Consider the following 26,938-nt stretch of genomic DNA (forward strand, 5'->3'; position numbering starts at 1 on the left):
CCGACCGTCCAGTCGTCCGAGCTCTTGACGTACTCGATCATCGAGTCGTTGTAGACGGTGAGCGCAGCTTCCACAGCGACCGGGTCGCCGCTCTGCAGCGGCTCCGTCACCTGAGCGTGAAACGCCGGATTGACCTGCGTCACCCCGGCGACGATCTCGTCCACCAGTTCCGCGGGCGGTGCCTCGGCGGCGACGCCGTCATAGCCGAGCTCGGCGATCAGACCCGGGTGCTCGGCATCGATGGTGCCGGCGCCGAAGGCCAGGAATTCGACGACCTCGCGATCGGTGTAGTCACCGGTGGCGACGTTCGCGGCCGCTGACACCGACCCGTCTCGGCTCGAGCTGTCCGCCGAAGCGGCCGTCGTCCCGGCCAGGACAAGGGCTCCGGCGGTGATCGCCACCAGCAGTGGTTTGCCTCTGTTCTTCATGAATGCTCACTTTCCTTGTGAATGATCTGTGTCTCGTGTCGTACGCCGGCCGGCGGGCGTGGCGTCAGAACCACCAGCCCAAGAGGTCGGGCCAGCCGCCGCGACTGGTCAACGCCGTGTCGCGGCGGAAGTCGGCGACGAGCACTGCACAAGGCGCCTCGTAGATGTCGTCCATGGATAATCACCTCCCCCAGGTGATGCGTCGATGGTCAGAACTCGAGACCGTTGCAAGGCTGCGTCGTCGCTCGTCACGAGCGCGCGCGGCACCGCCATCACGCTCGGTGATCCCCCGTCACGAAGCGTGGTCCACGGCGAGCGATCACGCGCGCGGGTTCTCGAGATGATGAGACCGCGGAGCCGCCGCGGTCAGAAGCGGATGAGACGTCGATCTCAGGCCGAGCTGCGCATCCGCTTGTAGTTCCTCCCCGCTCGGTGCGCGGGAACGATCCCCAGAACCGTCCACAGCAGCAGCCACCCCAGCCCCGCCCCGAAGAACGCCGGCGCGATGCTGCTGAGGCCGAGAAGCGTGAGCACAAGAGCAATGACGGCGGCGGCGCTCGCCCCGATGCCGCCGACCGCGGCGAAAGGAGCGGGAGCGCGATTGACCGTCGTCCACGCATCCTTGTCGGACAGCGTCAGCGGCGTCCGATACCCGAAGAGCCAGTTCTGCGGCAGCGTGCCTCGCCAGGAAGCACGAGCCCACCAGAGCGACAGCAGTCCTGCGACCAGCACCAGCAGGGACGCAACAACGATCCCGATCATCTTCACATCCCTTACGGCCGGCGGCGACTCTTCTGTGAGGAACGTATTGCCGGACGGGGCCGGGCAACCACCAACCACGGGTTGAATCTCAGCCGCCAACGCGGGGGGTCACTCCCCCGTGATCTTCAGACGGTGCGCGAGGATGACGGCATGGACACGGTCGCGAAGCTTGAGCTTGCTGAAGATCTTGTTGATGTGGCTCTTCACCGTGGCCGGTGACAAGAACAGCCGTTCGCTGATCTCCGCGTTCGTCATCCCCGTCGCCATCGCCAGGAACACATCCTGTTCGCGCGGGCTGAGGACCGAGAGCTCGGCGGGCATGCCGATCGGACGAGATGCCGCCTGTCCGTCATCCGATCGCAGGGCACGATGGATCAACTTCTGGGTGATGTGAGGTTCGACCACCGCATCACCGCGATGCACGGTCCGGATGGCATCGATCAGGCGTTCAGGGGCAGCACTCTTGAGGAGGAAGGCGCTCGCGCCGGACTCGAGGGCTCCGAACGCGTACTGATCCAGGTCGAACGAGGTCAGGACGACGATTCGCGTCGTCGGGCTGGCCGAGGTGATGGCGTGGGTGGCGCTGATGCCGCCCATTCCCGGCATCCGGACGTCCATCAGGACGACATCGGGGCGCAGGGTCTGGGCGAGGGCGACCCCCTGCTCCCCGGTCGCGGCCTCTCCGATCACGTGAAGGTCCGCCGCGCTCTCGACGACGAGCGAGTTGCCGAGTCGTGCGAGTGCCTGGTCATCGACGATGAGCACGTCGATCATCGGGACTTCTCCGTTCGCAGGGTCGTGCGCACCGCCCATCCGCCGGGGGTCCGCGGGCCATAGACGCAGGTGCCGCCGAACGACGCCGCTCGCTCCGAGACACCGATGAGACCGCGCCCCGTGCCGATGCTTCCGGCGCCGGTCGAACGGCCGTCGTCTTCGACATCGATCGCGACGATACCCGTCCGAGCGGAGCACTCGATCGTGACGAGCACGAACGTCGCCCCCTGCGCGTAGCGGAGCACGTTCGTGAGGCATGCCTGCACGATGCGGTGGACCGCGGCCCTGAGCATCGTGCTCTCCGGAAGGGCATCGCCGCGCTGTCGCAGGTGCACGGGCATCCCCGCGGCGTGGAAGACCTCGACCATGCTGCCGATGTCGGGGAGGTCGTATCCGGAGTGATGGAGCGCATCGTCGAGCTGGTCGTCGGAGTCGCGCAGTACGCGGAGAGTCCGCTGCATGTCGTCGAGCGCCGTCGCCCCGACCTCGCCCAGGTGGGCGAGTGCCTGACGCGAGCGTTCGGGGTCCGTGTCCCACGCCGAACGCGCCCCGTTCGCCAGAGAGATCATCACCGTCAGGGCGTGTCCGACCACGTCATGCATCTCGGCCGTGATCCTCGTGCGTTCCGTCGCCCGAGCGCTGTCGATCTTCTGCTGCAGGAGGGCTTCTTGCGCGCGGCGGCGTTGCAGGGTGTTCTGCACCACGATCCCCGCCGCGCAAGCGAGGACGACGTACGGATCGACGACGCTCGTGCCCACCCCGATCGCGGGAATGATGTCGTCGGTCGCGGTGACCGCGACACCCAGCATGATCTTGACCGTCGTCCCCAGCAGCGGCACTCCGACGGCCAGCAGGTAGCCGAGCGCCGCGCGTCCGGTCGTCGACCGCCGTGCGACGGTGTAAACCGCCAGGCAGAGGGCCAACGTGAAGGATTGCCCCTCACCGATCGCCGCGAGCACGGCCACGACGGCGAGAACCGTCCACGGCACCCGCTGTCGTGCGCAGAGCGTCACGGCGGCGAGGAGGAGAAGGCCGACCGTGAAGGCGGGCGAGGAGCCTTCCACGAGGATGCTGATGAGTCCCGGGAGGATGGCCACGACCGCGAGGACGACGTCCACGAGGCCGCGGAGCCGGTGAGGCCCGGGGACGCTCGCGTCGACGTCGATCATCGCGAGCCCCTCTCTTCAGGTGTCTGGGCAGTCTACTCAGCGGCCCCCTCGGGCAGCGGGTCACGCATCGGCGAATCGATACCGCAGACCCGCACCGACGACCGCGAGGACGGCCCACGCGAGCATCACGAGGAAGCCCGTCGTGCTGTCGAGCCCGCCGGGGTTCTCCGCCGCGGAGAGGGCCGTACGTCCGGCGATCGTGGGGAAGTACCCGGAGATCCGACTCCCGAGCTCTCCCCCGAACGAGGCGATCACCGAGGGGACGATCGTGAAGAGCGCGAGCGGCACGAGGAGAGCGACGATGAGGTTGCCGGCGACGACCGCGATGGCGAGACTTATCGCGGCGATGAGACCCAGATACGCCCCCGACGAGATCGCCCCCCGGAAGACGTCGGCCGGGTCCGCCGCGTAAGCCACACCCGTCCCCGACAGCAGCAGATGAGGCAGCAGCTGACCGGCCGTCGCCCCCACGACCCCGATGCCGAAGGACACGAGCCCCACGACGATCACCTTCGCTCCGAGAACGGGCAGCCGGGTCGGAACGGCCAGGAAGGAGGCTCCGATCCTGCCGCCGCTCTCGCCGGTGGCGGCCAGCACCGCGATCACCGCGATGAGCAGTTGCAGCCAGAGGACGCTGTCGAGGTAGGCGACGGCGTCCACGGACGAGATGCGCATCCGCGGATCGGGGCTCTCCGCCCGCTGCCCCAGGGAGACCGACAGGAGCACGGCGTTGAGGGGGACGAACAGGATCGCCAGAGTCACGAGGATCCGGTTCGATCGGAGCGACCAGAACTTGATGCTCTCGGCGCGGATGCTCGATCCGAACGGTCTGGTCCTCCGATGCACAGTCGGGCGAGAGGGGGCCGCCGTCGTCATGCGTCGGTCCTCCTGGTCACGAGAGCGGCGGCGCCGAGGAGCACGCCGGCCCACGCGCAGGCGATGAGGACTCCGAACCACGGCGCGATGAACCCGGCGGGCACGTGCTCCTGCAGGATCATCAGGCCGGCGGTGGACGGCAGGTATCCCGCGGCATCCCGGATGCTCTCGACCGGCGCCGCACCGACCAGCAGAGGCAAGACGTTGAGCAGGACGAGGCCGGCGATGATCGCCCCCACGGTGCTGCGCAGCAGCGCACCGATCGCGAGTCCCGTCACACCGATCGCGGCCAGATAGATCGCCGCCCCCGCGATCAGCTGGGCCGCGTAGGTGCCCGTGATCTCGAAGGGAAGCCCCGCGCTGCGCGCCACCGCTGCTGCCGCGAGCAATGCCGTCGTCGCCCCCGCTGAGCCGACCACGAGTGAGAGGGCGCCCACGAGGACGGCCTTGCTCGCCAGGACACGCAGCCGGCGAGGTTCCGCCAGGTAGCTGGGCTGCACGGTCTGGTGCGCGAATTCGGTGGTCGCGAAGACCGCGGCGACGAGGACGATGACCAGTTGCGCGCCCTGAATACCGGTCAGCGCTGTTCCCGCTCCCGCCGAAATGGTCGGCGTCGCGGCGTCCCGCTGCAGGATCCGCGCGACAGCCGTGAGGATGCCGAACCCGCCCAGGACCGCGTAGGCCATCACGAAGGCCCAGACGAAGCTCGGCAGCGTGGCCAGCTTGATCGCCTCCGCGCGGAGGACGCGAGGGAACGTGACCGGGGCTACCCAGGTCGCGCGCTTCGCGCTGGTCATGGTCGCCGTCTCAGACACGGTGCGGCTCCCCCGCCTGCTGCGGCGCGTACTCGACGGCTCCGCGGGTGAGGTCGTTGTATGCATCCTCCAGCGTCCTCGTGAGCTGTCCCATCTCGTAGACCACGATCCGTTCGCGCGCGGCGATCTCGGCGATCTGCTCGACGGGGAGCCCGTCGATCTCGAGCCGGTCCGGCGCGGGCATCGTCGCTGCGACGCCGGGTCCCGCCACGAGCTCCGCGAGCCGTGCCGCCTCCGCCGTGCGGACGCGGACGGTGGGAGATGTCTGGATGAGCGCGGTCAAGGGGGCGTCGGCGATGATCCGGCCCTGCCCGATGACGACGATGTGTTCCGCGATGAGCGAGAGCTCCCCCAGGAGGTGCGAGGAGAGGAAGACCGTGCGTCCCTCCGCGGCGAAACCACGAAGCAGCTCGCGGATCCATGTCACGCCGTCCGGATCGAGACCGTTGACCGGCTCGTCGAGGATCAGCGTGTGGGGGTCGCCGAGGAGCGCGGCGGCGATACCGAGCCGCTGGGCCATTCCCAGCGAGAACCCCCCGACCCGCTTGCGCGCGACCGTCGTGAGCCCCGCGATGTCGAGCACTTCGTCGATCCGTGCCCGCCGGATGCCGTGGGTGGCCGCGATCCATCGAAGGTGGTCGACGGCGCGCCGTGAGCGGTGCGCGGCCTTCGCATCGAGCAGAGTGCCGACCTCGTGCAAGGGCGCCTTCAGCTCCGCGTACCTCCGGCCGTCGATCAACGCCTCCCCGGACGTCGGGAAGTCCAGACCGACGATCGAGCGCAGGGTCGTCGACTTCCCCGCGCCGTTGGGCCCGAGGAATCCGGTGACCTTTCCGGGCGCGATCTCGAACGAGACGTTCTTCACCGCGAAGGTCTTCCCGTATCGCTTGCTGAGGTTCTTCACCGAAAGGGTCATGACGCCCGCCGCCTTTCCGTCGGTTGTGCAGCTTGGTCCCGACGCTACGTTTCGGGTGGAGGGGCGCTCTACCAACCGGGGGTGGAATACGGCGCAGGGATTTCACGGGTCGTCGTTCCACGAGGAGACTCGATCCCATGCATCAGAACGCCTGGCGCGCGATCCTCGCCGCTCTCGCCGATGACCGCGCGCGCGAGATCTATGCCCGCATCGTCCTCGCTCAGCCGATCGACGAGGCCCTCGCCACGATCCCCCCGAAGAAGGCGCAGCGCATCACCGAGTCGCTCACGGCGGCGGGGCTCGTCTCCGCCACCGCAGAGGGGCTCGTCGCCGTCCCGGACGTGTTCGCCCGGGCCCTGGCATCCGCGAGTGGCCCCGCTCGGCGCGAGGGCGTGGATCGCTTCTTGGAGGACGGCCGCGTCGTCGGCATGCCCGCGCGAGCGACCGACCGGCAAGCGCTCCTGGAGCATCTCGCGACCCGCGTGCTCGCGCCCGGCGACACCGTCTCCGAGGCCGAGATCAACGCGCGGCTCGCCGGGGTGACGGACGACGTCGCCGGCCTTCGCCGCGCTTTCGTCGACCACGGTCTTCTCGTGCGTACGGCCGACGGCTCGGTCTATTCCCGCGCCTGATACGCCGGATGCCCCGCCCCTCCCGCTCTGCTGAGCGCTCGGGACGCGGCATCCGCGGATCCTACTTCGTCGAGAAGCTGACCACCTTCGGCGGCCGCACGACCGCGCGCACGATCTCGCGCTCACCGAGGGCGCGGCGGACCTTCTCGTCCGCTCGCGCGAGCTTCTCGAGCTCGTCGGCGCCGATCTTGGCTGAGACCTCAAGGGTGCCGCGCACCTTGCCGTCGATCTGCACCACGGCGGTGACGCTGTCTTCGACGAGCAGCGTCGGGTCGGCCTGGCGCCAGGTCGCGAGACCCACGAAGCCGTCGTAGCCGAGGGTCTGCCACATCTCCTCCGCGGTGTGCGGGGCGAAGAGGTCGAGGGTCATCGCGATGACCTCGGCGGCCTCGCGCACGGCGGGGTCGCTCGTGCCGGCAGAGCCGTCGATCGCCTTGCGCGTGGCGTTGACCAGCTCCATGAGGCGCGCGACGACGACGTTGAACTTCGTCTGCTCGATGAGGTTCGGCGCCTCCGCCAGCAGGCGGTGCGTCACGCGGCGCAGGGCCTGGTCGCCCTCGGCCCACACGACGTCCTTCTCGCTGTCGACGTCGTGCGCGATGCGCAGCGCGCGGGCGAGGAACTTCGCCGCTCCCGTGGTCGAGACGTCGTTCCAGTCCTTGTCGTCCTCCACCGGTCCGGCGAACGCCAACGCCACGCGCAGCGCGTCGGCGCCGTGCGCGTCGAGCTCCTCCTGGAACAGCACGAGGTTGCCCTTGCTCTTCGACATCTTGGCGCCGTCGAGGATGACCATGCCCTGGTTGATGAGGCTCGAGAACGGCTCGGTGAACTCCACCAGGCCCATGTCGAACAGCGCCTTGGTGATGAATCGCGCGTACAGCAGGTGCAGGATCGCGTGCTCGACACCGCCGATGTAGAAGTCGACCGGACCCCACTTCGACGCCTCGCGACCCGAGAAGGGCTGCGTCTCGTCGCCCGGCGACAGGAACCGCAGGTAGTACCAGGAGCTGTCGACGAACGTGTCCATCGTGTCGGGGTCGCGCAGCAGCGTCTGGCCCGTCTCGGGGTCGGTCACCTGCACCCACTCGGTGGCAGCGCCCAGCGGCGAGGTGCCCTTGGGCTTCAGGTCGAGACCCTCCACCGACGGCAGGACGACCGGCAGCTGATCGGCGGGCACGGGCGTGATCGAGCCGTCCTCGCCGTGCAGCATCGGGATGGGCGTGCCCCAGTAGCGCTGACGTGAGATCAGCCAGTCACGCAGGCGATAGGTCTTGGCGGCGCGGCCGACACCCTTGGCCTCGAGCTCCTCGATGACGCGAGCGATCGCGTTGCGCTTCGACAGTCCGTTCAGAGAACCGGAGTTGATCATGCGTCCGTCACCGGTGAGCGCGATCCCGGTCTTGACGGGGTCGGTCTCTTCGATGTCGCCGAGCGGGTCGATCGGCACGCCCTCGTCGTCGAGTTCGATCACGGGGATCGCGCCGGTGACCGGGGCATTCGTGTCGACGACGACCTTGACGGGCAGGTCGAAGGCGCGGGCGAAATCGAGGTCGCGCTGGTCGTGCGCGGGCACGGCCATGACCGCGCCGTGACCGTAGTCGGCCAGCACGTAGTCGGCGGCCCAGATCGGCAGCTTCTCGCCGTTGATCGGGTTGATCGCGTAGTGGCCGAGGAAGACGCCGGTCTTCGGGCGATCGGTCGCCTGACGCTCGATGTCCGTTGCGCGCTGCACCTGGGCGAGGTACGCCTCGAACGTCTCGCGCACGCCCTGATCCGCGGATGCCGCGAGCTCGGCCGCGAGGTCGGACTCGGGCGCCACGACGAAGAACGTCGCCCCGTGCAGCGTGTCGGGGCGGGTCGAGAAGACCGTGATCTTCTCGTCACGACCCTCGATCTCGAAGGTGATGTCGGCACCGACGGAGCGGCCGATCCAGTTGCGCTGCATCTGGATGACCTTGCTCGGCCAGAAGCCCTCGAGCTGGTTCAGGTCGTCGAGCAGGCGGTCGGCGTAGTCGGTGATGCGCAGGAACCACTGCGTCAGCTTCTTCTTCACCACGACGGCGCCGCTGCGCTCGGAGGTGCCGTCGGGCAGCACCTGCTCGTTCGCGAGCACGGTCTGATCCACCGGGTCCCAATTGACCAGCGCGTCCTTGCGGTACGCCAGGCCCTTCTCGTACAGCTTCTGGAACAGCCACTGGTTCCAGCGGTAGTACTCGGGGTCGCTCGTGTGCAGCACGCGGCTCCAGTCGAACGAGACGCCGTAGTCCTTCAGACTCTCCTTCTGTTGCGCGATGTTCGCGTACGTCCACTCGACGGGGTCGGCCCCGCGCTTGATGGCGGCGTTCTCGGCGGGCAGGCCGAACGAGTCCCAGCCGATGGGGTTGAGCACGTTGTAGCCGCGGTGGCGCCAGAATCGCGCCACGATGTCGGAGTAGAGGTAGTTCTCGGCGTGCCCCATGTGGAGGTCGCCGGAGGGGTACGGGAACATCGCGAGCACGTACTTGCGTGGGCGCTTGTCGTCGTCGCCACCGGCGCGGAACGGATCCTTGTCCGCCCACGCGCGCTGCCACTTCGCCTGGATCGCGTGGGCGTCGAAGGCGCCCTCGCCGGGCACGGGTGTGGTGTTCTCAGACACGGGTGAAGCCAATCGTGAGGTCGGGAGGCCCGAGGGCCAGCGTCCAGGTTATCGGACCCGGCCCGTCACCATCCCGGCGGCACCTGGGCGCCGAGCGCGGCGAGCGGGGCGCGCGCCTTGATTCCCACCTCGGCCACTTCGGATGCCGCGACCGAGCGCCACGTGATGCCTCCGCCGGCGCCGACGTGGGCGGCATCCGGCTCGACGACGATGCTGCGGATCACCATCGCGAGATCCGCGGAGCCGTCATCGCCGATCCATCCGAAGGTGCCGGAGTAGATGCCCCGGGGGGCGCCCTCGAGACGCTCGAGGATCGTCATCGCCGAGGCCTTCGGTGCACCGGTCATGCTGCCGGCCGGGAAGGCGGCCTCCAGGAGCGCACCGAGCGTCGTTCCGGGACGCAGCCGCCCCGACACCTCGCTGACGAGCTGATGCACGTGCGGATACGACTCGACCTCGAGCAACCGGTCGACGCCGACGCTCGACGGCACGCACACGCGCGAGAGGTCGTTGCGCATCAGGTCGACGATCATGACGTTCTCGGCCTGCTCTTTGGCATCCGTCCGCAGCTCGTCCGCGAGGGCTGCGTCGGCGACGGGGTCGAGCGCGCGCGGGCGCGTGCCCTTGATGGGGTGGGTGTGCACGGTCCCGTCGCGAACCTCGAGGAAGCGTTCCGGAGACGCGCTCACCAGAGCGGTGTCGCCGATGCGCACGAAGCCGCCGTGGTGCGACGACGACGTCCCGCGGAGGCGCCGGAACACGTCGAGGGCGAAGAAGCGGCCCGGAACGGTGAATCGGGTCGTGAGACACAGTTGATACGCGTCGCCCTCGCGGATGTGCTCGCGGCACGCGGAGATGAGTCCGGCGTACTCGTCGGCTTCATGGCGACCGGATGCCACCCCTCGCGGTTCCGCAGGAGCCACGGCTGCGACCGGCCCGACGGCGCGCGCCCGCTCGGCGAGGTCGGCGAGGGCTTCGGCATCCGTCCCGACCGCCCACACGCGCCGCTTCTCGTGGTCGAACGCGAGCGCCGCGTCGACGCGGATCCACGCGGGGTCGCCGTCGTACGGGATCCAGCCGACCCATCCGCCGTGAAACGCGCGGCTGGAATCGTTCGACGCGATCACGTGAAGGGGGTCGGTCGCGCTCTCCCGGTGCCCCGCCCCCATCCAGCTCCACCCGGTCTCGGCATCCACACCCCCGTCGAGCCAGAACGCCGCGGGTTCGTCGGCCCAGAGGCTCGTGAACACCGCCTCCGGGTCCACCCAGCGCGGAAGGACGAGCGGAGGGGCGGAACGCGGCACGCTCCCAGGCTAGGCCTCGGCGTCGCCTCTAAGCTGACGGAGGTGAACGAGATCCTCACGTGGTTGCTCGACGTCGTGCAGAACGTCGACCCCGTGCTGCGCACGATCCTCGCCGGTGTCGCGGTCATGCTCGAGACGAGCGTGCTGGTCGGTCTGATCGTGCCCGGAGACACGATGGTCATCGTCGCCGGGACGGCTATCGCCTCTCCGCTCGAAGGAGTCATCCTCGCCTCGGCGGTCGTCGTCGGCGCTCTGCTCGGCGAGAGCGGCGGGTTCTGGCTGGGGCGGTACTTCGGCCCGCGCATCCGCGCGTCGAAGCTGGGGCAGAAGCTCGGTGAACGCAACTGGGAGCGCGCGGATCGCTACCTGCGGCGACGGGGCGGACCGGCGATCTTCCTGTCGCGGTTCCTCCCGGTGCTGCACTCCCTCGTCCCCCTGACCGTCGGGATGAGCGGGTACAGCTACCGACGATTCCTCGCGTGGACGGCCCCGGCGTGCGCGATCTGGTCGGCCTTGTACATCTCGGTGGCGGCGACGGCGGCGGGCACGTATCGCGAGCTCGCGGATCGTATCCATTACGCCGGCTATGTCTTCGTCGGCATCCTCGTCGTCTTCCTCGTGCTCGTGTTCGTGGGCAAGAAGGTCATCGAGCGGATCGAGCGTCGCCATCTCGCCGACGACGCGCACCCCCTCGAACCGGTGGACGGTGACGTGAAAGACTGAGGCGGATGCCTCGTTCCCCCCGCGCCAAAGTGCTCTGGTTCGCCCGACTGGAGCGCCGCTTCCATCGGTGGCGCGAGAAGCGCGCCCGCGCGCGTGGACTGCGTCCCGCCGTCACCGGCTTTCCGGGGTACGGCACCGAGGAATGGATCCGCGTCCTGGGCCGCGTGCTCATCGCGCCTCCCCTCAAGCGGACGTCCACGGGCGAGTTCGCCAGCCTTCGGGGCTGGCGCAGCTTCGCGGCCGTCCCCGTCGGCATGGCGAGGGTCAGCGTCGTCATCGACGGAGTGACGCACGAGGTGTCGGCCGACCGCGGCGGTGTCATCGATGCGCGGCTGCCCGCGACGCTCGCGCCGGGATGGCAAACCATCACCATGTCGGTGGAGGGGAGCCAGCCCGCAGAGACCCGTGTCTTCATCGTCGGCACCGACGTGCGGTTCGGCGTCGTGAGCGACATCGACGACACGGTCATGGTCACGGCGCTCCCCCGCCCGCTCCTCGCCGCCTGGAACTCGTTCGTGCTCGACGAGCACGCGCGCCAGCCCGTGCCGGGCATGGCCGTGATGCTGGAGCGGCTCACGCGCGAGCACCCCGGCACCCCCGTGATCTATCTGTCCACCGGAGCCTGGAACGTCGCCCCGACGCTCACGCGCTTCATGCGCCGACACCTGTTCCCCGCGGGTTCGTTCCTGCTGACCGACTGGGGGCCGACGCACGACCGTTGGTTCCGCAGCGGCCGCGACCACAAGGAGCAGAACCTCCGCCGGATCGCGAGCGAGTTCCCGAACGTCAAGTGGCTGCTCGTCGGCGACGACGGTCAACACGACGACGCGATCTACACGCAGTTCGCGATCGACCATCCGCAGAACGTCGCGGCCGTGGCGATTCGTCGACTGCTCCCCGCCGAAGCGGTGCTCGCCGGTGGGCGAACGGTGGTCGACGACCACTCGGCGTCGGAAGTGCCGTGGGTGACGGGTTCGGATGGCGCCGCGCTCCTCGACCGTCTCGAGAAGGCCGGCGTGATCACGAACGACGTCTGACGACGGATGCCGCGCACCCGCGTCCGATGTCGGAGGGGGCGCGTACGGTGGAAGCATGTGCGGTCGATTCGTCGTGGCCAACGTGGCGTCGGAGCTGGTGGGTGTCCTGCGCGTCGATGTCGAGAGCGATGAACTGCCCCCGCCCTCGTACAACATCGCGCCGACGTCGTCGGTGGCGATCGTGCTCGATTCGGTGAAGACCGAGCCGCCGGTCCGTCGGCTGGAGGTCGCGCGGTGGGGACTCGTCCCCGGGTGGGCCAAAGACGTCAAGATCGGCGCTCGCGCTTTCAACGCGCGATCCGAAGAGATCGAAGACAAGCCGATGTTCCGCAACGCCCTCATCAAGAGGCGCGCGGTGATCCCGGCATCCGGGTACTACGAGTGGAAGACGACCGACGAGGGCAAGACGCCGCACTACATCCACCCCGCCGACGGTTCGCCCCTCTTCTTCGCGGGCCTCTACGAGTGGTGGAAGGACCCCGCGCGTGCCGACGACGATCCGGCGCGGTGGGTGCTCAGCTGCACGATCCTCACCCGCGATTCGATCGGCCGACTGGGGTCGATCCACGACCGGATGCCCCTGTTCATGGACCCCGACTTCGCCGACGCGTGGCTCGACCCGACGACCGAGAACGTCGGTGACATCCTCGATGCGGCGATCGATGCGGCCCCCGACGTCGCCGAGACGCTCGACGACCATGTCGTGTCGCCGGCCGTGGGCAACGTTCGCAACGACTCCCCCGCCCTCATCGAGCCGGTCGAATGACCGCGCTGCTCGTCGACACGGTCCTCGGTCGTGACGAATGGACGGCGGAGGCCGAGGCGCACGCGGCTCGCGCCGATGCCCTGACGGCGGAGCACCGCGCGCGGGCGAGCCGCGCGCAGAAGCATCCCGTCGAGGACTTCCTCTTCACCTACTACTCGTACAAGCCGGCGATCCTCCGGCGGTGGCACCCGGGCCACGGGGTCGTGCTCGACGACGCCGACGAGCGCGTCGGCTGGCGCTGGTACCGCCGCGAGGGCAGCGGGGTGCGGGTGGATGCCGAGGCCTTCCGGATCGAGCGCGGATCGCTGTACCGCGGCATCGTGAACCTCCTCCGCGCGACGCTGCACCGGCCCGCGCAGTTCGGCTGCTTCGGCCTTCACGAATGGGCGATGGCGTACCGCGTCGACGAGGTGCGCCACGACGTCCCGTTGCGACTGGGGAGGGACGGGACGGATGCCGTCGTCGACGCGCACGATCTCCGCTGCAGCCACTTCGACGCCTTCCGCTTCTTCTCGCCCGACGCCGTGCCGCGCAACCGCGAGCCACTGTCGCGCGAGACCCAGACGGATCGCGAACAGCCCGGCTGCCTGCACGCGGGAATGGACGTGTACAAGTGGGCCGTGAAGCTCGGACCCCTCGTCCCCGGGCCCCTCCTCCTCGACGCTTTCGAACTGGCGCGGGACATCCGGACGCTCGATATGGAGGCATCCCCGTACGACCTCCGCGCCTGGGGGTACTCGCCCGTCGCCATCGAGACGGCGGAGGGCAAGGCGCAGTACGTCGCCCGTCAGCGCGCCCTGAGCGACCGTGCGCAGGGTCTTCGACGCGCTGTGCTGACGTCCGTCGGAGCCACAGGCGACACGCCCGGCGGCGCCGATTTCTTGCCACTCGATCGCGTGTAGTAGGCTCATGGAGCTGCCTCGAACGGGGCGGAAAACAAAAAACGGGCCTGTGGCGCAGCTGGTAGCGCACCTGCATGGCATGCAGGGGGTCAGGGGTTCGAGTCCCCTCAGGTCCACCCAGAGAAAGCCTCCGCTTCGGCGGGGGCTTTCTTCGTTCCTTCGGGCTGTTCGATCACGGTGTTCGATCGGACCGCCCTCGCGCGCCGGTGCGCCAGATCCGGAGAACGTCAACGGATCCGGACGGTTTCGCGTTCGGCATCCGTATCCGGTGGCGATCTCCGGTTCCGCGCACGCCCCGCTCGCACCGTGGGGCTCCTTCTCGACGCGTCGGGCACGAGCGTGCGGGGCACCGCCGTCGCGAGGCAGACAGGGATCCGGATGCCGGGAGCCTCGGCATCCGGATCCGTTCGGGTCAGCGCGACGCGACCGACGACTCCGGCGAGAATCTCGACGACGAGGATCTGTCCCGCATGGGCACGCGGTTCTGGCGTGCGGGACGGGACTCGTCGCGCGCCGGTACCGGGCTGGGCCTCGCGATCGTGGTGCAGCTCCTGCGAGCCGCCGGCGGGCGGATGGAACTCGCGCGTTCCCCGCTCGGCGGCCTGTCGGCGCGCCTGGTGTGGAGTCGGTCGTGACGGTGGTCAGCCGGCGCGGCTTCCTCTGGGCCGGTGCCGCACTCGGTGCGATCGCTCTCGCCGGATGCGCCCCCTCGGGTATCCCGGTCGTCAGGCTCGGCTGCGGTGAAGCGGGCGGCAGCTACCTCCAGTTCGGGGAGCTGCTGAGGGAGGCAGCCCGGGCCGAGGTGGGGATCACCGCGCTCGCCACGCAGGGGAGCGTCGAGAACCTCGCCCTGCTCGGCGATCAGCAGATCGACCTCGCGCTGTCGCTGGCGGATGCCGCCGTGAAGGCCCGCGGACGGGATGCCTTCGTCGCGATCGGGCGTGTCTACCAGAACTACCTCCAATGCGTGGTCCGCGCAGACGGCGGCCCCCGCTCGCTCCCGGAGCTCGCCGGGCGCGTCGTCTCGCTGGGCGCCCTCGGATCAGGAGCCGCTGCGACGGCGCGTCGGGTTCTGGATGCCGCGGGCCTCGGCCCGGGCGATCGGGGGCCCCTCACCGTCGAGAGGTCTTTCCGGGATGCCGTGGCCGACCTCGACCAGGGCCGCATCGACGCCCTGTTCTGGTCGGGGGGAATCCCGACGCCCCAGATCGCCGACCTCGCGGAGCGAACGCCGATCGCCGTCCTCGACATCACCGCGGTGCTGCCTGGGCTGCGTCGCCGCTCCCCCGACGCCTATGTCGCGACGACGATCCCGGCGGGGGTCTACGGTGCGTCGGCACCCATCCCGGCGATCGGGGTGGCGAATCTTCTCGTCGCGCGTGAGCATCTCGATGATCTCGTGGTCGAGCGACTCGTCGACGTGCTGATCGATGACGCCGCCGCTCTCGTGCCTCCTGGCGCTCTCGGCATCCAGTACCTGACCCCGGCGAGCCTCATCGATACCCTCCCCCTCGCCCTGCACCCGGCGGCCGAACGCCGATATCGTCAGCGCTACGGATGACGACACCTTCGGCCGATGAACGCGGCGATCAGGACCGGCGAGAGGATGCCAGGGGTCGCCCGCCGAGCGGTGCGCGGCTACACTCGCAGCCGCTCACCGCTTCCCTCGAACAGAACGGCTGGGCGAAGAAGAAGGGCTTCTTCGGTCCCCTGTTCGAGGGCTGACCCACCCGTCCATTCCGACACGAAGGAGACCATCGTGACCGCCCCGCAACCCGAACCCGCAGGAGTGAGCTACCCGGGAAAGACGCTCGGAATCGTCGGACTCATCGTCGCGTTCCCGGCCAACCTCATCGGGCTCATCCTCTCCATCGTCGCGTTCACGCAATCGAAGAAGGCGGGCTACAAGAACACCCCGGCCCTCATCGGCATCATCGTCGGCTCGGTGCTGCTCGTCGGTTCGATCATCGTCGGGATCATCCTCATCGTCGTCTTCGCGAACCTGATCGGCACGTGTGTCGATCTCGGGGCGGGAACCCACGACGTGAACGGCGTGACCTACACCTGCTCCTAGCCACAAGCTCCTCGCGAAGACGCACGAATGCCCCCGCGCCGAGAGGCGCGGGGCATTCGCCGTGTCGGCGCGGGTCAGTCCGCCGTGGCCGGGCTCGGCAGCTCGAGAGGAATGACGGGGCAGTCCTTCCAGAGGCGCTCGAGGCCGTAGTAGACGCGCTCCTCCTCGTGGAAGACGTGCACGACGAGGTCGCCGAAATCGAGCAGGACCCAGCGTGACTCCTGGCGCCCCTCGCGCCGAAGGCGCTTGTGACCCGCCTCGAGGAGCTTCTCTTCGATCTCGTCGGCGATGGCCGCGACGTTGCGCTCGTTGCGGCCCGTCACGAGCAGGAAGATGTCGACGAGCGGCAGGGGCTCCGAGACGTCCAGGGCGACGAGGTCCTCGCCCGACTTGCTGTCGGCGGCGAGAGCGGCGATCTGTGCCATCTCGCGGCCGTTCTGGGTCGCGGTCATCCGAATACTCCTGTCGTGACGGCGATGGCGAGAGCCACCGCCACGGCGATCGCCAGAGCGCCGGTGGTGATGATGAGGCCGATGACGAGCTTGCTGCCCTTCTCCGGCGCGGGCGGGCGGATGATGTCGCCCGGCTGCTTGACGGTGCTGATCGCCGCGCTGGCGGCGATCGGCGTGGGCGACGACGCGGCCGGTAGCTCTCCGTCGAGGAGGACGGCGTCCGCTTCGCGGCCGTCGGTGGTGCCGGGGGCGTGGCCGACGGACCCCAGGCCCTGGGGAAGTTCGAACGTTCCCGTGATCATGACCTCGCCCGTCGCCGTCACCGGAGCGACCAGCGGTCCGCCGACGGGGGCGTCCGAGAGGATCAGCGCGTTCGGGGTCGAGACCGACCCCGTCGCGGCGCCGCTACGCGCGATCAGCTGATCGAAAGAGGGCGGCAGCGAGATGTCGGGCGTCGCGCCGTTGAGGAGGTCGGATCCGAGTTCGGGGTTCACCGTCGATGAGACCGGCGGCGCGGGGACGGGTTCGGTGGCTTCCGGCTCCTCGGCGACGGCCGGGCGGAAGATCGCCGGGAGGTCTCCCGTGGGTGTGCTCTGGCCGGGGACGGCCGGGGTGAGATCGGGCGAGATGACAGGCACCGACGCCGTTCGGATCTTCTCCTGGGCGCGTACCTGACGCCGGGTGAGTCCGGTCGGCGCGTACGCCGAATTGTCGTCGACCGCCGACGACGGAAGGCCGATCACGGCGGGTTCCGGCGTCGTCACGGGCTGCGCGGGCTGCGTCGAGGAGGCGGGAGCGTCGGGCTCCACCGGCGGCTCCTGCGTCGCGCGGTCGTCGTGCGACGTGGGCTCGTCGGGCGACCCGGGCTGTCCATCTGCGATGCGCTCGTCGTGCGCGACCGGCGCGTCCTCGGCGACCGCGGGCTCGTTCGCGACCGCGGGCTCGTTCGCGATCGGGGGCTCGGGCGCCGCCTCGACGGCGGGCTCGACCGGCGGCGTCGGGATGATCGGCGTCGCGCCGGTGTTGCGGATCTCGCGCAGCTGGCGCCGCGTCAGCGGCGGGGTTCCATTGTTCTCGGAAGTGCTCATGCGTTACTCCGGTAGAGGTGGTGCTTCGCGATGTACTGCACGACACCGTCGGGCACGAGGTACCACACCGGGTGTCCTCGGCGCACACGGGCGCGACAGTCTGTGGATGAGATCGACAGGGCCGGGATCTCGAGCTGGCTCACGTCTTCGGTGGGCAATCCCTCGGTGGTCAGCACGTGTCCTGGACGGGAGACCGCGACGAAATGCGCCAGATCCCACAGCTCCTGGTGATTGCGCCAGCTGAGGATCTGCGCGACCGCGTCGGCTCCGGTGATGAAGAAGAGGTCGGCACCCGGGCGCTGACTCTTCAGATCGCGCAACGTGTCGATCGTGTACGTCGGGCCGTCGCGGTCGATGTCGACCCGGCTCACGGTGAACTGCGGGTTCGAGGCGGTCGCGATCACCGTCATGAGGTAGCGGTGCTCGCTCGCCGTGACCTCGTCTTTCTGCCACGGACGACCCGTGGGCACGAAGACGACCTCATCGAGGTCGAAGGACTGCGCGACCTCGCTCGCCGCCACCAGGTGACCGTGATGGATGGGATCGAACGTCCCACCCATGACCCCGATGCGAGGGGCTCGCGTCACCGACATACGGTGGGCCTCAGTGGCCGTGCGCCTCGGGCGTCGGCGTCCCGTGCTTCTTCGTGTAGGCCTCGGCCTTGTGCGCGTGACGGTTCGAGACGTTGCGGTACGACAGCGTGACGAGGCTGAGCGACACGAACACGACGAAGGCGAGGGCGCCGAACCAGAAGGTCTGGGCCTGCACGTTGCCGCCGTGGTGACCGGCCTCTTCGGCGGCATGGGCGAGAAGTGAGGCGAAAGTCATCAGTGCTCCGTTTCGGGTGTCTGCGCGGCGCGCAGTGCCATTTTAGGCGGTTAGACGCGGACCTGTCCGTCGCCGCGCCCGAGCCACTTGGTGCTCGTGAGCTCGGCGAGACCCATCGGGCCGCGCGCGTGAAGTTTCTGGGTGGAGATCCCGACCTCGGCACCGAAACCGAACTCGCCGCCGTCGGTGAAGCGGGTCGACGCGTTGACGAGCACCACCGCCGAATCGACCTCGGCGAGGAAGCGCTGCGCCGCGGTGTCGTCGTCGGTGATTATCGACTCGGTGTGATGGGTCGAATAGCGCCGGATGTGGTCGAGGGCGGCGTCGAGATCGTCCACGACGCGCACCGCCAGGTCGAGGCTGAGGTACTCGGCCGCCCAGTCGGCGTCGGTGGCCGCGACGACGCGCGGGTCGTAGCCCGCGACGGTCGAGTCGCCGTGCACGCTGACCCCGGCCTCGGCGAGCGAGACCAGCAGCTCGGGCAGCAGACGGTCGGCCGCCGCGCGGTGCACCAGCACCGTCTCGACGGAGTTGCAGACGCTCGGTCGCTGGGTCTTGGCGTTCAGGACGATCTCGCGCGCCCAGTCGGCACGCGCCGTCTCATCGAGGTAGACGTGGACGACGCCCGCGCCCGTCTCGATGACGGGGACGGTCGACTCGGTGACGACCGTCTCGATGAGCGACGCGCTCCCCCGCGGGACGAGCACGTCGACGAGCCCACGGGCGTTCATCAGAGCGCGCGCGCCGTCACGACCGAAGTCATCGACGGTCTGCACGGCCTCGGGCGAGACACCCTGCGAGGCGAGCGCCCCGCGCATGACCGTCACGAGTGCCGCGTTGGAGCTCTGCGCGGCCGAGCCACCCCGGAGCACCACGGCGTTGCCCGATCGAAGGGCGAGAGCGGCGATGTCGACCGTGACGTTGGGTCGGGCCTCGTAGATCGAGCCGACCACGCCGAACGGCACGGCGACCTTCTCGAGTGCGAGCCCGTTCGGAAGGGTGCGGCGATCGAGGACCCGCCCGACCGGGTCGGGCAGCACGGCGACGTCGCGGACGGCTGCGGCCAGCGCGGCGACGCGGCCCGCGTCGAGGCGCAAACGGTCCAGAAGGGCGTCGCCGATCGCGTTCGCCCGACCACGCTCGAGGTCGTCGGCGTTCGCGAGCACGATGTCATCGGTCGCGGCGTCGAGGGCGTCGGCGATCGCGTTCAGGAGGGACGTCTTCGCGGCGGCGTCGAGCAGGCCGATCTGTCGCGCCGCGTCCTTCGCCAGACGCAGGCGCTCCTCGACGGAGACGGCGATCGTGGTCATCGCGTCAGTCTACCGTCGCGGCGACGGCGCCGATCGGACCGGTCGACAGGGTGACGGCATCCGGATTCGGAGCGAACCACGTCCCCACCGACTCGCCGGCGAGGGCGTCGGCGACGAGATCGGCGCTGGTCACGAGGACGCCGACACCGGCCGTCGACGCGAGCTTCGCCGCCGAGACCTTGGTCGCCGCTCCCCCGGTGCCGACCCCGTTCACAACACCCGCCCCGAACTCGAAGGCGGAAAGGTCATCACCCCAGGCCACGTCGGTGATGGGGCGAGCGCCGGGTTCGTTCGGCGGGGCGGTGTACAGGCACGCGATATCGCTCAGCAGCACGAGCGCGTCGGCCCCGATCAGCTGTGCCACGAGGGCGGCGAGCCGGTCGTTGTCTCCGAAGCGGATCTCGTGCGTGGCGACGGTGTCGTTCTCGTTGACGATGGGCAGGATGCCGAGCCCCAGAAGCCGCTCCATGGCGCGACGCGCGTTGGATCGTGGGGTGGCGTTCTCGAGGTCGCCGGCCGTGAGCAGGACCTGGCCGGCGAGGAGCCCGAAACGGTCCAGAGACGTCTGGTAGCGCCACATCAGGACGTTCTGACCCACGGCGGCGGCCGCCTGCTGCGTCGCGAGGTCGTTCGGTCGGCCGTCGAGGGCGAGCAACGGCAGGGCTGTGGCGATGGCGCCGGACGACACCAGCACGACCTCGACGCCACCCGCATGAGCGCGAGACAGGGCCTCGACGATCGTGTCGATGCGATGCGCGCCGTCACCGCTGATGGACGACGAGCCGACCTTGACGACGACGCGCGCGGCGCGCGGGATATCGGCGCGAGTCGCGGCCGTCACCGTTCGTCCGCCTCGTCCAGGAGAGCCGAGGAGTCGCCGTCCGGGTCGATCCCCGCGGCGCGCGCCGCCCGGCGCTCGGCTTCGAGTTCGGCGCGCGCCTCGGCCTTGGCATCCATTCGCTCGTGATACTGCTCACGACGCTCGGACGACGTTCGGCGCGGGTTCTGCACGAGACGCGGGTCGGTGCCGCGGGGCGCGGTCATGAGCTCGGCGGCCGAGGTGAGCGTGGGCTCCCAGTCGAACACGATGCCGTCGCCGGGGCCGATGACGACGGTCGCACCCGCGACGGCGCCGGCGCGGAACAGACCGTCCTCGACGCCCAGGCGCGCGAGACGGTCGGCGAGATAGCCCACGGCTTCTTCGTTCTGGAAGTCGGTCTGCTGCACCCACTTGACGGGCTTGTCGCCGAGGATCCGGTAGACCGGACCGTAGGTGCCGCCCTCGACCTTGATCTCGAAGTCCTTCTCGGCACCCTTCGGACGGATGACGATGCGCTCAGCCGGGGCGTCGTCGATCGTCGCCACGCGGTGCTGCTCGACGATGTCGGCGAGGGCGAAGGTGAGCTCGCGCAGGCCGGCGCGGCTCACCGTGGAGATCTCGAACACGCGGAATCCACGGGCTTCGAGGTCAGGGCGGACGAAGTCGGCGAGTTCGTGAGCCTCGGGGACATCGACCTTGTTCAGGGCGATGATCTGCGGGCGCTCCAGGAGCGGCAGCTGCCCCTCGGGGACCGGATAGGCGCCCAGCTCGGCGAGGATCACGTCGAGGTCGCTCAGCGGATCACGACCCGGGTCGAGGGTCGCGCAGTCGAGGACGTGCACGAGAGCGGTGCAGCGTTCGACGTGGCGCAGGAACTCCAGGCCGAGGCCCTTGCCCTCGCTCGCACCCTCGATGAGCCCGGGTACGTCTGCGATCGTGAACCGCACGTCGCCCGCCTGCACGACGCCGAGGTTCGGGTGCAACGTCGTGAACGGGTAGTCGGCGATCTTGGGGCGCGCGGCCGACACGGCGGCGATGAGGCTCGACTTTCCGGCCGAGGGGAAGCCGACGAGGGCGACGTCGGCGACGGTCTTGAGCTCGAGGACGACATCGCCCTCCCACCCCGGTGTCCCGAGTAGCGCGAAGCCGGGCGCCTTGCGCTTGGGCGAGGCCAGCGCGGCGTTGCCGAGCCCGCCCAGACCACCCGGCGCGACGACGAAGCGCATGCCGGGGGTGAGCATGTCGACGAGAACGGTGCCGTCGGTGTCTTTCACGACCGTGCCGAGCGGGACGGGGAGCTCCTGGTCTTCTCCCATGGCGCCGGAGCGGTGGTCGCCCATCCCGAATCCGCCGTTGCCCGCGGAGCGGTGCGGCGAGTGGTGGTACGAGAGCAGGGTGGTCGTCTGCGGGTCGGCGACGAGGACGACGTCGCCGCCGTGCCCGCCGTTGCCACCGTCGGGACCGGCCAGCGGCTTGAACTTCTCGCGGCGCACCGACACGCAGCCGTTGCCGCCCTTGCCCGCACGCAGGTGCAGAGTGACGCGGTCGACGAAGGTGACCATGGGAGTCCTTTCGGGACGGGACCGGGATGCCGGAAAGAAAAGAAGAGGGGGCGGGCTGTGCCCACCCCCTCTATCGCGCGCTGAGCGCTGTGGATTACTCCGCTGCGGCGACGATGTTGACGACCTTGCGGCCGCCCTTGTTGCCGAACTCGACCGCACCGGCGGCGAGAGCGAAGAGCGTGTCGTCGCCTCCACGGCCGACGTTGGCGCCGGGGTGGAAGTGCGTGCCGCGCTGGCGGACGAGGATCTCGCCGGCGTTGACGGCCTGGCCGCCGAAGCGCTTCACGCCGAGGCGCTGTGCGTTGGAGTCACGACCGTTACGGGTGGAGCTTGCGCCCTTTTTGTGTGCCATCTCTGCGTCTCCTGGCTCTTACTTGATGCCGGTGATCTTGACGCGCGTGAGGTCCTGACGGTGGCCCTGGCGCTTCTTGTAGCCGGTCTTGTTCTTGAACTTCTGGATCACGATCTTCGGACCGCGCTCCTCACCGAGGACCTCGGCCGTGACCGAGACCTTCGCGAGCTTGTCGGCGTCGGTCGTGACGGCGTCGCCGTCGACGAACAGGACGGCGGGCAGCTGGATGCTCTCGCCGATCTTCGCCGCCTGGCGGTCGAGCACGACGATCGTGCCGACCTCCACCTTTTCCTGCCGGCCGCCGGCGCGCACAACTGCGTAGACCACTTCACACCTGTTTCATTCGGGAGCGCACGGCTCCGGTTGTCTGATGACGTCGAGAGGGTCTCTCGACCCAAATCTCGGTACGATCCGGCGAGCTCGGCTCGCGGGTGTCACGCGCTGGTAGGGGCGGACACGACGCACCAAGGGTCAAGTTTAGCTCACGGGAGGGCATCCGGCAAAAGCATCCGACCCGCGTGTCGACCGTAGGATCACGGAATGGCGATCCTGATCGACGACCCGCAGTGGCCCGCGCATGGACGACTATGGGCGCACCTCGTCAGCGACAGCGATCTCGACGAGCTGCACGCCTTCGCCGCGGCCGCCGGGATTCCCGCCCGTGCGTTCGATCTCGACCACTACGACGTTCCCGACGAGCGCCACGCCGATCTCGTCGCCGCCGGCGCGGAACACGTCGGCGGGCGCGAGCTCGTCCGTCGTCTCCGCGCCTCGGGCCTACGCATCACCGCCCGCGAACGCCGCGGACGCGGGTGAGGGGTCATGCCCACGTCGCGGACGACAGGGCATGACCCCTCACGGGTGAGAACGATCAGTCCGACGACGGCTGGGCGTCGACCGGGGTCCCGGTGAGGGCGGCCGTGGTGACGCGGCGGCGCGAGCGTCCCTGACCGGGGGCCTTCGGCTCCGGGAGGGCTTCGAGCACCGACTCGAGCAGCGCGTCCTTCTCGGTACGCGGGGTCTTCGGCTCACGCTTCTTGCGCGGACGCTTCTCGCGCACGGGCGCCTCGACCTTGGCATCCAGGACGGCTTCGACCGACGCGACCACGGCCGCTTCGACGATCGCCGGGTCCTCGACGGTGGGGTGGATCGTGGATGCCGCGATCTGAGCGAGCGCGGACTTCACGCCCTCGGTGATCATGTGCGTGCCGCCGGCGGCCGCTGCTGCTCCCCCGTTGCCGGCCGGAGCACCGTTGCCGTTGTTCGAGCCGTTCGAGGAGGCGTTTCCGTTGCCGTTTCCGCCGCGCGTCCGACGGTTGTTCGAGCCGCCGGTGCCGTTCCCGTTGCCGTTCGTGCCGGTGCGGTGGCGGACGACGGGGTCGTGATGCACGACGACGCCACGTCCGGCGCAGACCTCGCAGGCCTCGCTGAAGGTCTCGAGGAGGCCGAGGCCGAGCTTCTTTCGCGTCATCTGCACGAGGCCGAGCGAGGTGACCTCGGCGACCTGGTGCTTCGTCCGGTCGCGGCTCAGGCACTCGATGAGGCGGCGCAGCACGAGATCGCGGTTGGACTCGAGCACCATGTCAATGAAGTCGACGACGATGATGCCGCCGATGTCGCGCAGTCGCAGCTGGCGCACGATCTCTTCGGCCGCTTCGAGGTTGTTCTTCGTGACCGTCTCTTCGAGGTTTCCGCCCGAACCGACGAACTTGCCGGTGTTGACGTCGACGACGGTCATCGCCTCGGTGCGGTCGATCACGAGCGAACCGCCGGAGGGCAGCCAGACCTTGCGGTCGAGGGCCTTCTCGATCTGCTCCGTCACGCGGAAGGCATCGAACGGGTCCTGCTCGCCCTCGTACTTCTCGACGCGCTCGAGCAGGTCGGGGGCGACCCCCGCGAGGTAGTTCGAGATCGTCTGCAGCGCCTCGTCGCCCTGGATCAGCATGCGCGTGAAGTCTTCGTTGAAGACGTCGCGGACGATCTTGACGAGCAGGTCGGGCTCGGAGTGCAGCAGCGCGGGCGCCTGGATCGTCTGCAGCTGGCTGCTGACGTGCTCCCACTGCGAGGTGAGGCGCTGGACGTCACGCGTCAACTGCTCCTCGGTGGCCCCCTCTGCCGCGGTGCGGACGATCACGCCCGACGACTCGGGCAGGACCTCTTTGAGGATCTTCTTGAGGCGGGCGCGCTCGGTGTCGGGCAGCTTGCGCGAGATCCCGTTCATGGTGCCGTTCGGCACGTAGACGAGGTAGCGTCCCGGGAGCGAGATCTGGCTCGTGAGGCGTGCACCCTTGTGGCCCACCGGGTCTTTGGTCACCTGGACCAGGACGCGGTCGCCCGACTTCAGCGCGAGCTCGATGCGGCGCGGCTGGTTGCCGGTGTCGATGCCGTCCCAGTCGACCTCGCCGGAGTACAGCACCGCGTTGCGCCCGCGACCGATGTCGACGAACGCGGCCTCCATGCTCGGGAGCACGTTCTGCACACGGCCGAGGTAGACGTTGCCGATGAGCGACGCGTCCTGGTTGCGGGCGACGTAGTGCTCGACCAGCACGTTGTCCTCGAGGACGGCGATCTGGATGCGGCCAACCTTCGACCGCACGACCATCACGCGGTCGACGGCTTCGCGGCGCGCGAGGAACTCGGCCTCGGTCACGACGGGGCGGCGACGGCCGGCCTCGCGACCATCGCGGCGACGCTGCTTCTTGGCCTCGAGGCGCGTGGAGCCCTTGATGCGCTGCGGCTCGGTGACGACCTCGACGGCGCGCTGGCGCGGCGGGGCCGCGGGGGCGTCGTCCTGGTCATCCGCGCTGGAGGCGGCCGCGCCACCACGACGGCGGTTGCGTCGTCGCGCATTCGCGGAGGTGCGCTCCGCCGGAGCCTCGTCGTCACGATCGTCGCGGAAGCCACGATCGTCGGAGTCGTCGCGCAGGGCCGTCGGAAGCGGCTCGGGCGCGTAGAAGTGCAGCTGCGTCGACACCGCGGACACGAACACCTCGGGCAGAAGTCCGAGCGACACGGCGGTCGGGCGTTCCGGCTTCTGCGGCGCGGGCGTCTCTTCGGCGGGGGCTTCGGATGCCGCGACCTCGGCCGTCTTCTCCGCTTCGGGCACCTCGGCGGTGGGCTTCTCGGCGGTGGACGTCTCGTCAGCGGTGTCCGGCGCGGGGGCGGCCTCGGCGGACGTCTCGTTCGCCGGCGCGGGAGCGTCAGCGTCGGCGGCGCCTTCCGTCGCGCTGTCCGTCGCGGGGTCGGCGACGGCGGGCTCAGCGTCCTGCACGCCCTCGGCGGACACCGCGTCGGCGGGCGCTTCTTCGGCGGGCGTCTCGTCGAGCACCGCGGGAGGAGCCGTGTCGAGCGCCGCGGCGCTCTCGGCATCCTGGACCGCGCCCTCTTCCTCGTCGACCGTCAGCGCCTCGGGGGACGCGGTGGCGTCGGAGGAAGCGTCCTGCTCGACTGCGGCGTCGGGCGCGATCTGCTCAGTGGGGATCTGTTCGTCGCTTGCGTCTGCCATTGTGGCGTACTCCCTGGCGGGGCGACACCGCGCGTCGCCCGGCGAAATCTCGTGCGGCGCCGCACCCGGCGGGGCCGCGAACTCACTCGGTCTGCAGCAGGCCGGCGGCTCGTGCTGCGAAGGGCGATCATCGCCCGAAGTCTTCTGGTGATGCTCCTGCGGCGCGGCCGCGGTACATCGAAACATCATTATCGCACGGTCCGTCCGGAAACCACCGCACGGGGGCGCTTCGACACCGAGCGATCCTCAGCGGACAGCGAAGTGCGCGGTGACAGAATCGAGCCATGAGCGACACCGTCACCCCTCGCCGCCCCGTCGTGGTCGCGATCTGGCTCGTCTTCGCCGGCATCGTCGGGTGGTGGGCGGCGTTCTCGCTGACGATGGAGCGCTTCGCCCAGTTGAAGAACCCCGGGGAGGCGGCATCCTGCGACTTCAGCGTCCTGGTCCAGTGCTCGGCGAACCTCCAGTCGCCCCAGGGCAGCGTGTTCGGATTCCCGAACCCGATCATCGGCCTCACGGCGTGGATGGCGCCGGTCGTCGTGGGCATGGCGCTGCTGGCCGGTGCGCGGTTCGCGCGCTGGTTCTGGGCGCTGTTCTGGCTCGGATTCGCCTTCGCGATCACGTTCGTCATCTGGTTGATCTCGCAGAGCATCTTCGTGCTCGCGACCCTCTGCCCGTGGTGCATGGTGACGTGGTCGGTCGTGATCCCCTCGTTCTTCGTGGTCACGCTGCACGTGCTCCGTGAGGGAGTGATCCCCGCGCCGCGCGTGCGGCACGTCGCCGAGCGCCTCATGCCCTGGGTTCCGCTGATGACACTCGCGGCGTTCGTCGTCATCGCCGTCATCGCGCAGGCTCGACTCAACGTCCTGGCGCAGTTCTGACCTCATCGCGCGGTGTCCCGGTGCCCGCGGGTTCTCGTGCCCGCGGGTTCTCGCGCGCAAGGGACGCGTGCCCTAGGTTCGAGGAATGGATGCCACGAACCCGCTGATGCCTGCCGCATACGACCTGGTGTGGTCGGGGCTGGCCGTGGTGGTGCTCGGTCTCGCCGTCTGGGCCATCGTCAGCCTGTGCAGCAGCGCGGGGCGGCTGTCGTCGACGGCGGTGCTGATGTGGGCGATCGTGATCCTCGCCGTTCCCGTGCTCGGCCCGGTGTCGTGGCTGGCCGCGGGGCGCCGGGCGGGCTTGTCGCGAACCTGAGGGTGTTGCGC

The 26,938-nt window shown here is 69.5% G+C and carries 31 protein-coding genes and 1 tRNA gene; 13 read left to right on the plus strand and 19 right to left on the minus strand.

From position 1 onward, the window contains the following. The 7 genes from P2P98_RS04395 to P2P98_RS04425 all read right to left on the minus strand — a co-directional run. On the minus strand, positions 1-428 hold a 428-nt coding region (locus P2P98_RS04395; protein WP_275797581.1), incomplete at its 3' end, for a hypothetical protein. Between the two features lie 390 nt (positions 429-818). Further along, on the minus strand, positions 819-1,190 hold the full coding sequence (locus P2P98_RS04400) for an SdpI family protein (RefSeq protein ID WP_058629530.1): 372 nt from the start codon (positions 1,188-1,190) through the stop codon (positions 819-821). A gap of 108 nt (positions 1,191-1,298) precedes the next feature. Beyond that, entirely contained in the window at positions 1,299-1,964 is a 666-nt protein-coding gene (locus P2P98_RS04405) for a response regulator transcription factor (protein ID WP_206542545.1), read from the minus strand. Beyond that, on the minus strand, positions 1,961-3,133 hold the full coding sequence (locus P2P98_RS04410) for a histidine kinase (RefSeq protein WP_275797583.1): 1,173 nt from the start codon (positions 3,131-3,133) through the stop codon (positions 1,961-1,963). The genes P2P98_RS04405 and P2P98_RS04410 overlap by 4 nt, the downstream gene beginning before the upstream one ends. 60 nt (positions 3,134-3,193) lie before the next feature. Beyond that, positions 3,194-3,895, minus strand: a complete 702-nt coding sequence (locus P2P98_RS04415; protein WP_153003302.1) for a hypothetical protein — start codon at positions 3,893-3,895, stop codon at positions 3,194-3,196. 110 nt (positions 3,896-4,005) lie between these two features. Further along, positions 4,006-4,806 carry a hypothetical protein gene (locus P2P98_RS04420; RefSeq protein WP_275797584.1) on the minus strand — a complete coding sequence of 267 codons (801 nt, stop codon included), beginning with the start codon at positions 4,804-4,806 and terminating at the stop codon, positions 4,006-4,008. Positions 4,807-4,816: 10 nt separating this feature from the next. After that, on the minus strand, positions 4,817-5,740 hold the full coding sequence (locus tag P2P98_RS04425; protein ID WP_058596290.1) for an ATP-binding cassette domain-containing protein: 924 nt from the start codon (positions 5,738-5,740) through the stop codon (positions 4,817-4,819). A gap of 137 nt (positions 5,741-5,877) precedes the next feature. On the opposite strand from P2P98_RS04425, the gene P2P98_RS04430 reads away from it, so the two are divergent. Beyond that, entirely contained in the window at positions 5,878-6,372 is a 495-nt protein-coding gene (locus P2P98_RS04430) for a DUF2087 domain-containing protein (RefSeq protein WP_058626661.1), read from the plus strand. 61 nt (positions 6,373-6,433) lie between these two features. Here P2P98_RS04430 and leuS read toward each other — a convergent pair whose 3' ends face one another. Together leuS and P2P98_RS04440 are read right to left on the minus strand one after the other, a co-directional pair. Then, on the minus strand, positions 6,434-9,007 hold the full coding sequence (gene leuS, locus P2P98_RS04435; protein ID WP_275797585.1) for a leucine--tRNA ligase: 2,574 nt from the start codon (positions 9,005-9,007) through the stop codon (positions 6,434-6,436). Between the two features lie 65 nt (positions 9,008-9,072). Continuing rightward, positions 9,073-10,311: an anthranilate synthase component I family protein gene (locus P2P98_RS04440; RefSeq protein WP_275797586.1), complete on the minus strand. Its 1,239-nt coding sequence runs from the start codon at positions 10,309-10,311 to the stop codon at positions 9,073-9,075. A 42-nt stretch (positions 10,312-10,353) separates the two neighbouring features. Between P2P98_RS04440 and P2P98_RS04445 the strand changes: the two genes are divergently transcribed. The 9 genes from P2P98_RS04445 (at position 10,354) to P2P98_RS04485 (ending at position 15,813) form a co-directional block, all read left to right on the plus strand. Next, entirely contained in the window at positions 10,354-11,034 is a 681-nt protein-coding gene (locus P2P98_RS04445; RefSeq protein ID WP_275797587.1) for a DedA family protein, read from the plus strand. Positions 11,035-11,039: 5 nt separating this feature from the next. Beyond that, the gene (locus tag P2P98_RS04450; RefSeq protein WP_275797588.1) at positions 11,040-12,071 is read left to right on the plus strand and encodes a phosphatase domain-containing protein; all 1,032 of its coding nucleotides are present in this window, start codon (positions 11,040-11,042) and stop codon (positions 12,069-12,071) included. Between the two features lie 55 nt (positions 12,072-12,126). After that, a complete protein-coding gene (locus tag P2P98_RS04455) occupies positions 12,127-12,837 on the plus strand; it encodes an SOS response-associated peptidase (protein WP_058613086.1) in 711 nt (236 codons plus the stop codon). Beyond that, positions 12,834-13,739, plus strand: coding sequence for a 3-methyladenine DNA glycosylase (locus P2P98_RS04460; RefSeq protein WP_275797589.1), 906 nt, complete (start codon positions 12,834-12,836; stop codon positions 13,737-13,739). Before P2P98_RS04455 ends, P2P98_RS04460 begins: the two co-directional genes overlap by 4 nt. Before the next feature lie 43 nt (positions 13,740-13,782). After that, a tRNA-Ala gene (locus tag P2P98_RS04465) sits at positions 13,783-13,855 on the plus strand. After that, entirely contained in the window at positions 13,814-14,374 is a 561-nt protein-coding gene (locus tag P2P98_RS04470) for an ATP-binding protein (RefSeq protein ID WP_275797608.1), read from the plus strand. The genes P2P98_RS04465 and P2P98_RS04470 overlap by 42 nt, the downstream gene beginning before the upstream one ends. Further along, positions 14,371-15,300: a TAXI family TRAP transporter solute-binding subunit gene (locus P2P98_RS04475; protein ID WP_275797590.1), complete on the plus strand. Its 930-nt coding sequence runs from the start codon at positions 14,371-14,373 to the stop codon at positions 15,298-15,300. The genes P2P98_RS04470 and P2P98_RS04475 overlap by 4 nt, the downstream gene beginning before the upstream one ends. After that, the gene (locus tag P2P98_RS04480; RefSeq protein WP_275797591.1) at positions 15,297-15,464 is read left to right on the plus strand and encodes a hypothetical protein; all 168 of its coding nucleotides are present in this window, start codon (positions 15,297-15,299) and stop codon (positions 15,462-15,464) included. Before P2P98_RS04475 ends, P2P98_RS04480 begins: the two co-directional genes overlap by 4 nt. 34 nt (positions 15,465-15,498) lie before the next feature. Continuing rightward, positions 15,499-15,813: a hypothetical protein gene (locus P2P98_RS04485; protein ID WP_275797592.1), complete on the plus strand. Its 315-nt coding sequence runs from the start codon at positions 15,499-15,501 to the stop codon at positions 15,811-15,813. A gap of 74 nt (positions 15,814-15,887) precedes the next feature. Here the strand turns inward: P2P98_RS04485 and rsfS are convergent, their stop codons facing one another. From rsfS to rplU, 9 genes are all read right to left on the minus strand, one after another. Beyond that, entirely contained in the window at positions 15,888-16,265 is a 378-nt protein-coding gene (rsfS, locus tag P2P98_RS04490) for a ribosome silencing factor (protein ID WP_058596279.1), read from the minus strand. Then, the gene (locus tag P2P98_RS04495) at positions 16,262-17,353 is read right to left on the minus strand and encodes a hypothetical protein (RefSeq protein WP_275797593.1); all 1,092 of its coding nucleotides are present in this window, start codon (positions 17,351-17,353) and stop codon (positions 16,262-16,264) included. Before P2P98_RS04495 ends, rsfS begins: the two co-directional genes overlap by 4 nt. Beyond that, positions 17,350-17,946 (minus strand): nicotinate-nucleotide adenylyltransferase, encoded by a 597-nt coding sequence (gene nadD / locus P2P98_RS04500; protein ID WP_058596277.1) that lies wholly within the window; start codon positions 17,944-17,946, stop codon positions 17,350-17,352. The genes P2P98_RS04495 and nadD overlap by 4 nt, the downstream gene beginning before the upstream one ends. Before the next feature lie 10 nt (positions 17,947-17,956). Continuing rightward, positions 17,957-18,181: a hypothetical protein gene (locus P2P98_RS04505; RefSeq protein ID WP_275797594.1), complete on the minus strand. Its 225-nt coding sequence runs from the start codon at positions 18,179-18,181 to the stop codon at positions 17,957-17,959. 50 nt (positions 18,182-18,231) lie between these two features. Next, positions 18,232-19,491 carry a glutamate-5-semialdehyde dehydrogenase gene (locus tag P2P98_RS04510; RefSeq protein WP_275797595.1) on the minus strand — a complete coding sequence of 420 codons (1,260 nt, stop codon included), beginning with the start codon at positions 19,489-19,491 and terminating at the stop codon, positions 18,232-18,234. 4 nt (positions 19,492-19,495) lie between these two features. Then, the gene (gene proB / locus P2P98_RS04515; RefSeq protein ID WP_275797596.1) at positions 19,496-20,332 is read right to left on the minus strand and encodes a glutamate 5-kinase; all 837 of its coding nucleotides are present in this window, start codon (positions 20,330-20,332) and stop codon (positions 19,496-19,498) included. After that, positions 20,329-21,873 carry a GTPase ObgE gene (gene obgE / locus P2P98_RS04520; RefSeq protein WP_058596274.1) on the minus strand — a complete coding sequence of 515 codons (1,545 nt, stop codon included), beginning with the start codon at positions 21,871-21,873 and terminating at the stop codon, positions 20,329-20,331. Before obgE ends, proB begins: the two co-directional genes overlap by 4 nt. Before the next feature lie 94 nt (positions 21,874-21,967). Continuing rightward, positions 21,968-22,225, minus strand: a complete 258-nt coding sequence (gene rpmA / locus P2P98_RS04525; RefSeq protein ID WP_058596273.1) for a 50S ribosomal protein L27 — start codon at positions 22,223-22,225, stop codon at positions 21,968-21,970. An 18-nt stretch (positions 22,226-22,243) separates the two neighbouring features. Further along, positions 22,244-22,552, minus strand: a complete 309-nt coding sequence (gene rplU, locus P2P98_RS04530) for a 50S ribosomal protein L21 (RefSeq protein WP_081317309.1) — start codon at positions 22,550-22,552, stop codon at positions 22,244-22,246. 213 nt (positions 22,553-22,765) lie between these two features. Between rplU and P2P98_RS04535 the strand changes: the two genes are divergently transcribed. Beyond that, positions 22,766-23,041 (plus strand): DUF4031 domain-containing protein, encoded by a 276-nt coding sequence (locus tag P2P98_RS04535; RefSeq protein ID WP_275797600.1) that lies wholly within the window; start codon positions 22,766-22,768, stop codon positions 23,039-23,041. A 55-nt stretch (positions 23,042-23,096) separates the two neighbouring features. On the opposite strand, the gene P2P98_RS04540 is transcribed toward P2P98_RS04535, so the two are convergent. Next, positions 23,097-25,730, minus strand: coding sequence for a ribonuclease E/G (locus tag P2P98_RS04540; RefSeq protein ID WP_275797602.1), 2,634 nt, complete (start codon positions 25,728-25,730; stop codon positions 23,097-23,099). 284 nt (positions 25,731-26,014) lie between these two features. On the opposite strand from P2P98_RS04540, the gene P2P98_RS04545 reads away from it, so the two are divergent. Together P2P98_RS04545 and P2P98_RS04550 are read left to right on the plus strand one after the other, a co-directional pair. After that, positions 26,015-26,611, plus strand: a complete 597-nt coding sequence (locus P2P98_RS04545; protein ID WP_275797604.1) for a vitamin K epoxide reductase family protein — start codon at positions 26,015-26,017, stop codon at positions 26,609-26,611. Between the two features lie 85 nt (positions 26,612-26,696). Next, on the plus strand, positions 26,697-26,927 hold the full coding sequence (locus P2P98_RS04550) for a PLD nuclease N-terminal domain-containing protein (RefSeq protein WP_275797606.1): 231 nt from the start codon (positions 26,697-26,699) through the stop codon (positions 26,925-26,927). Positions 26,928-26,938: the final 11 nt, after the last annotated feature.

It is taken from the genome of Microbacterium sp. Kw_RZR3, from assembly GCF_029222405.1.
In the GTDB taxonomy this organism is placed as follows: Bacteria; Actinomycetota; Actinomycetes; order Actinomycetales; family Microbacteriaceae; genus Microbacterium.

Bases quoted from the DNA above. Each gene is read 5' to 3' on its own strand.
- obgE (WP_058596274.1), bottom strand. From the start codon at position 21,873: ATGGTCACCTTCGTCGACCGCGTCACTCTGCACCTGCGTGCGGGCAAG.
- P2P98_RS04410 (WP_275797583.1), bottom strand. From the start codon at position 3,133: ATGATCGACGTCGACGCGAGCGTCCCCGGGCCTCACCGGCTCCGCGGC.
- P2P98_RS04460 (WP_275797589.1), top strand. From the start codon at position 12,834: ATGACCGCGCTGCTCGTCGACACGGTCCTCGGTCGTGACGAATGGACG.
- P2P98_RS04510 (WP_275797595.1), bottom strand. From the start codon at position 19,491: ATGACCACGATCGCCGTCTCCGTCGAGGAGCGCCTGCGTCTGGCGAAG.
- P2P98_RS04425 (WP_058596290.1), bottom strand. From the start codon at position 5,740: ATGACCCTTTCGGTGAAGAACCTCAGCAAGCGATACGGGAAGACCTTC.
- P2P98_RS04430 (WP_058626661.1), top strand. From the start codon at position 5,878: ATGCATCAGAACGCCTGGCGCGCGATCCTCGCCGCTCTCGCCGATGAC.
- P2P98_RS04400 (WP_058629530.1), bottom strand. From the start codon at position 1,190: ATGATCGGGATCGTTGTTGCGTCCCTGCTGGTGCTGGTCGCAGGACTG.
- nadD (WP_058596277.1), bottom strand. From the start codon at position 17,946: ATGTCGGTGACGCGAGCCCCTCGCATCGGGGTCATGGGTGGGACGTTC.
- P2P98_RS04455 (WP_058613086.1), top strand. From the start codon at position 12,127: ATGTGCGGTCGATTCGTCGTGGCCAACGTGGCGTCGGAGCTGGTGGGT.
- P2P98_RS04420 (WP_275797584.1), bottom strand. From the start codon at position 4,806: ATGACCAGCGCGAAGCGCGCGACCTGGGTAGCCCCGGTCACGTTCCCT.
- P2P98_RS04535 (WP_275797600.1), top strand. From the start codon at position 22,766: ATGGCGATCCTGATCGACGACCCGCAGTGGCCCGCGCATGGACGACTA.
- P2P98_RS04540 (WP_275797602.1), bottom strand. From the start codon at position 25,730: ATGGCAGACGCAAGCGACGAACAGATCCCCACTGAGCAGATCGCGCCC.
- rpmA (WP_058596273.1), bottom strand. From the start codon at position 22,225: ATGGCACACAAAAAGGGCGCAAGCTCCACCCGTAACGGTCGTGACTCC.
- P2P98_RS04470 (WP_275797608.1), top strand. From the start codon at position 13,814: ATGGCATGCAGGGGGTCAGGGGTTCGAGTCCCCTCAGGTCCACCCAGA.
- P2P98_RS04545 (WP_275797604.1), top strand. From the start codon at position 26,015: ATGAGCGACACCGTCACCCCTCGCCGCCCCGTCGTGGTCGCGATCTGG.
- P2P98_RS04550 (WP_275797606.1), top strand. From the start codon at position 26,697: ATGGATGCCACGAACCCGCTGATGCCTGCCGCATACGACCTGGTGTGG.
- P2P98_RS04495 (WP_275797593.1), bottom strand. From the start codon at position 17,353: ATGAGCACTTCCGAGAACAATGGAACCCCGCCGCTGACGCGGCGCCAG.
- P2P98_RS04505 (WP_275797594.1), bottom strand. From the start codon at position 18,181: ATGACTTTCGCCTCACTTCTCGCCCATGCCGCCGAAGAGGCCGGTCAC.
- rsfS (WP_058596279.1), bottom strand. From the start codon at position 16,265: ATGACCGCGACCCAGAACGGCCGCGAGATGGCACAGATCGCCGCTCTC.
- P2P98_RS04450 (WP_275797588.1), top strand. From the start codon at position 11,040: ATGCCTCGTTCCCCCCGCGCCAAAGTGCTCTGGTTCGCCCGACTGGAG.
- P2P98_RS04480 (WP_275797591.1), top strand. From the start codon at position 15,297: ATGACGACACCTTCGGCCGATGAACGCGGCGATCAGGACCGGCGAGAG.
- P2P98_RS04405 (WP_206542545.1), bottom strand. From the start codon at position 1,964: ATGATCGACGTGCTCATCGTCGATGACCAGGCACTCGCACGACTCGGC.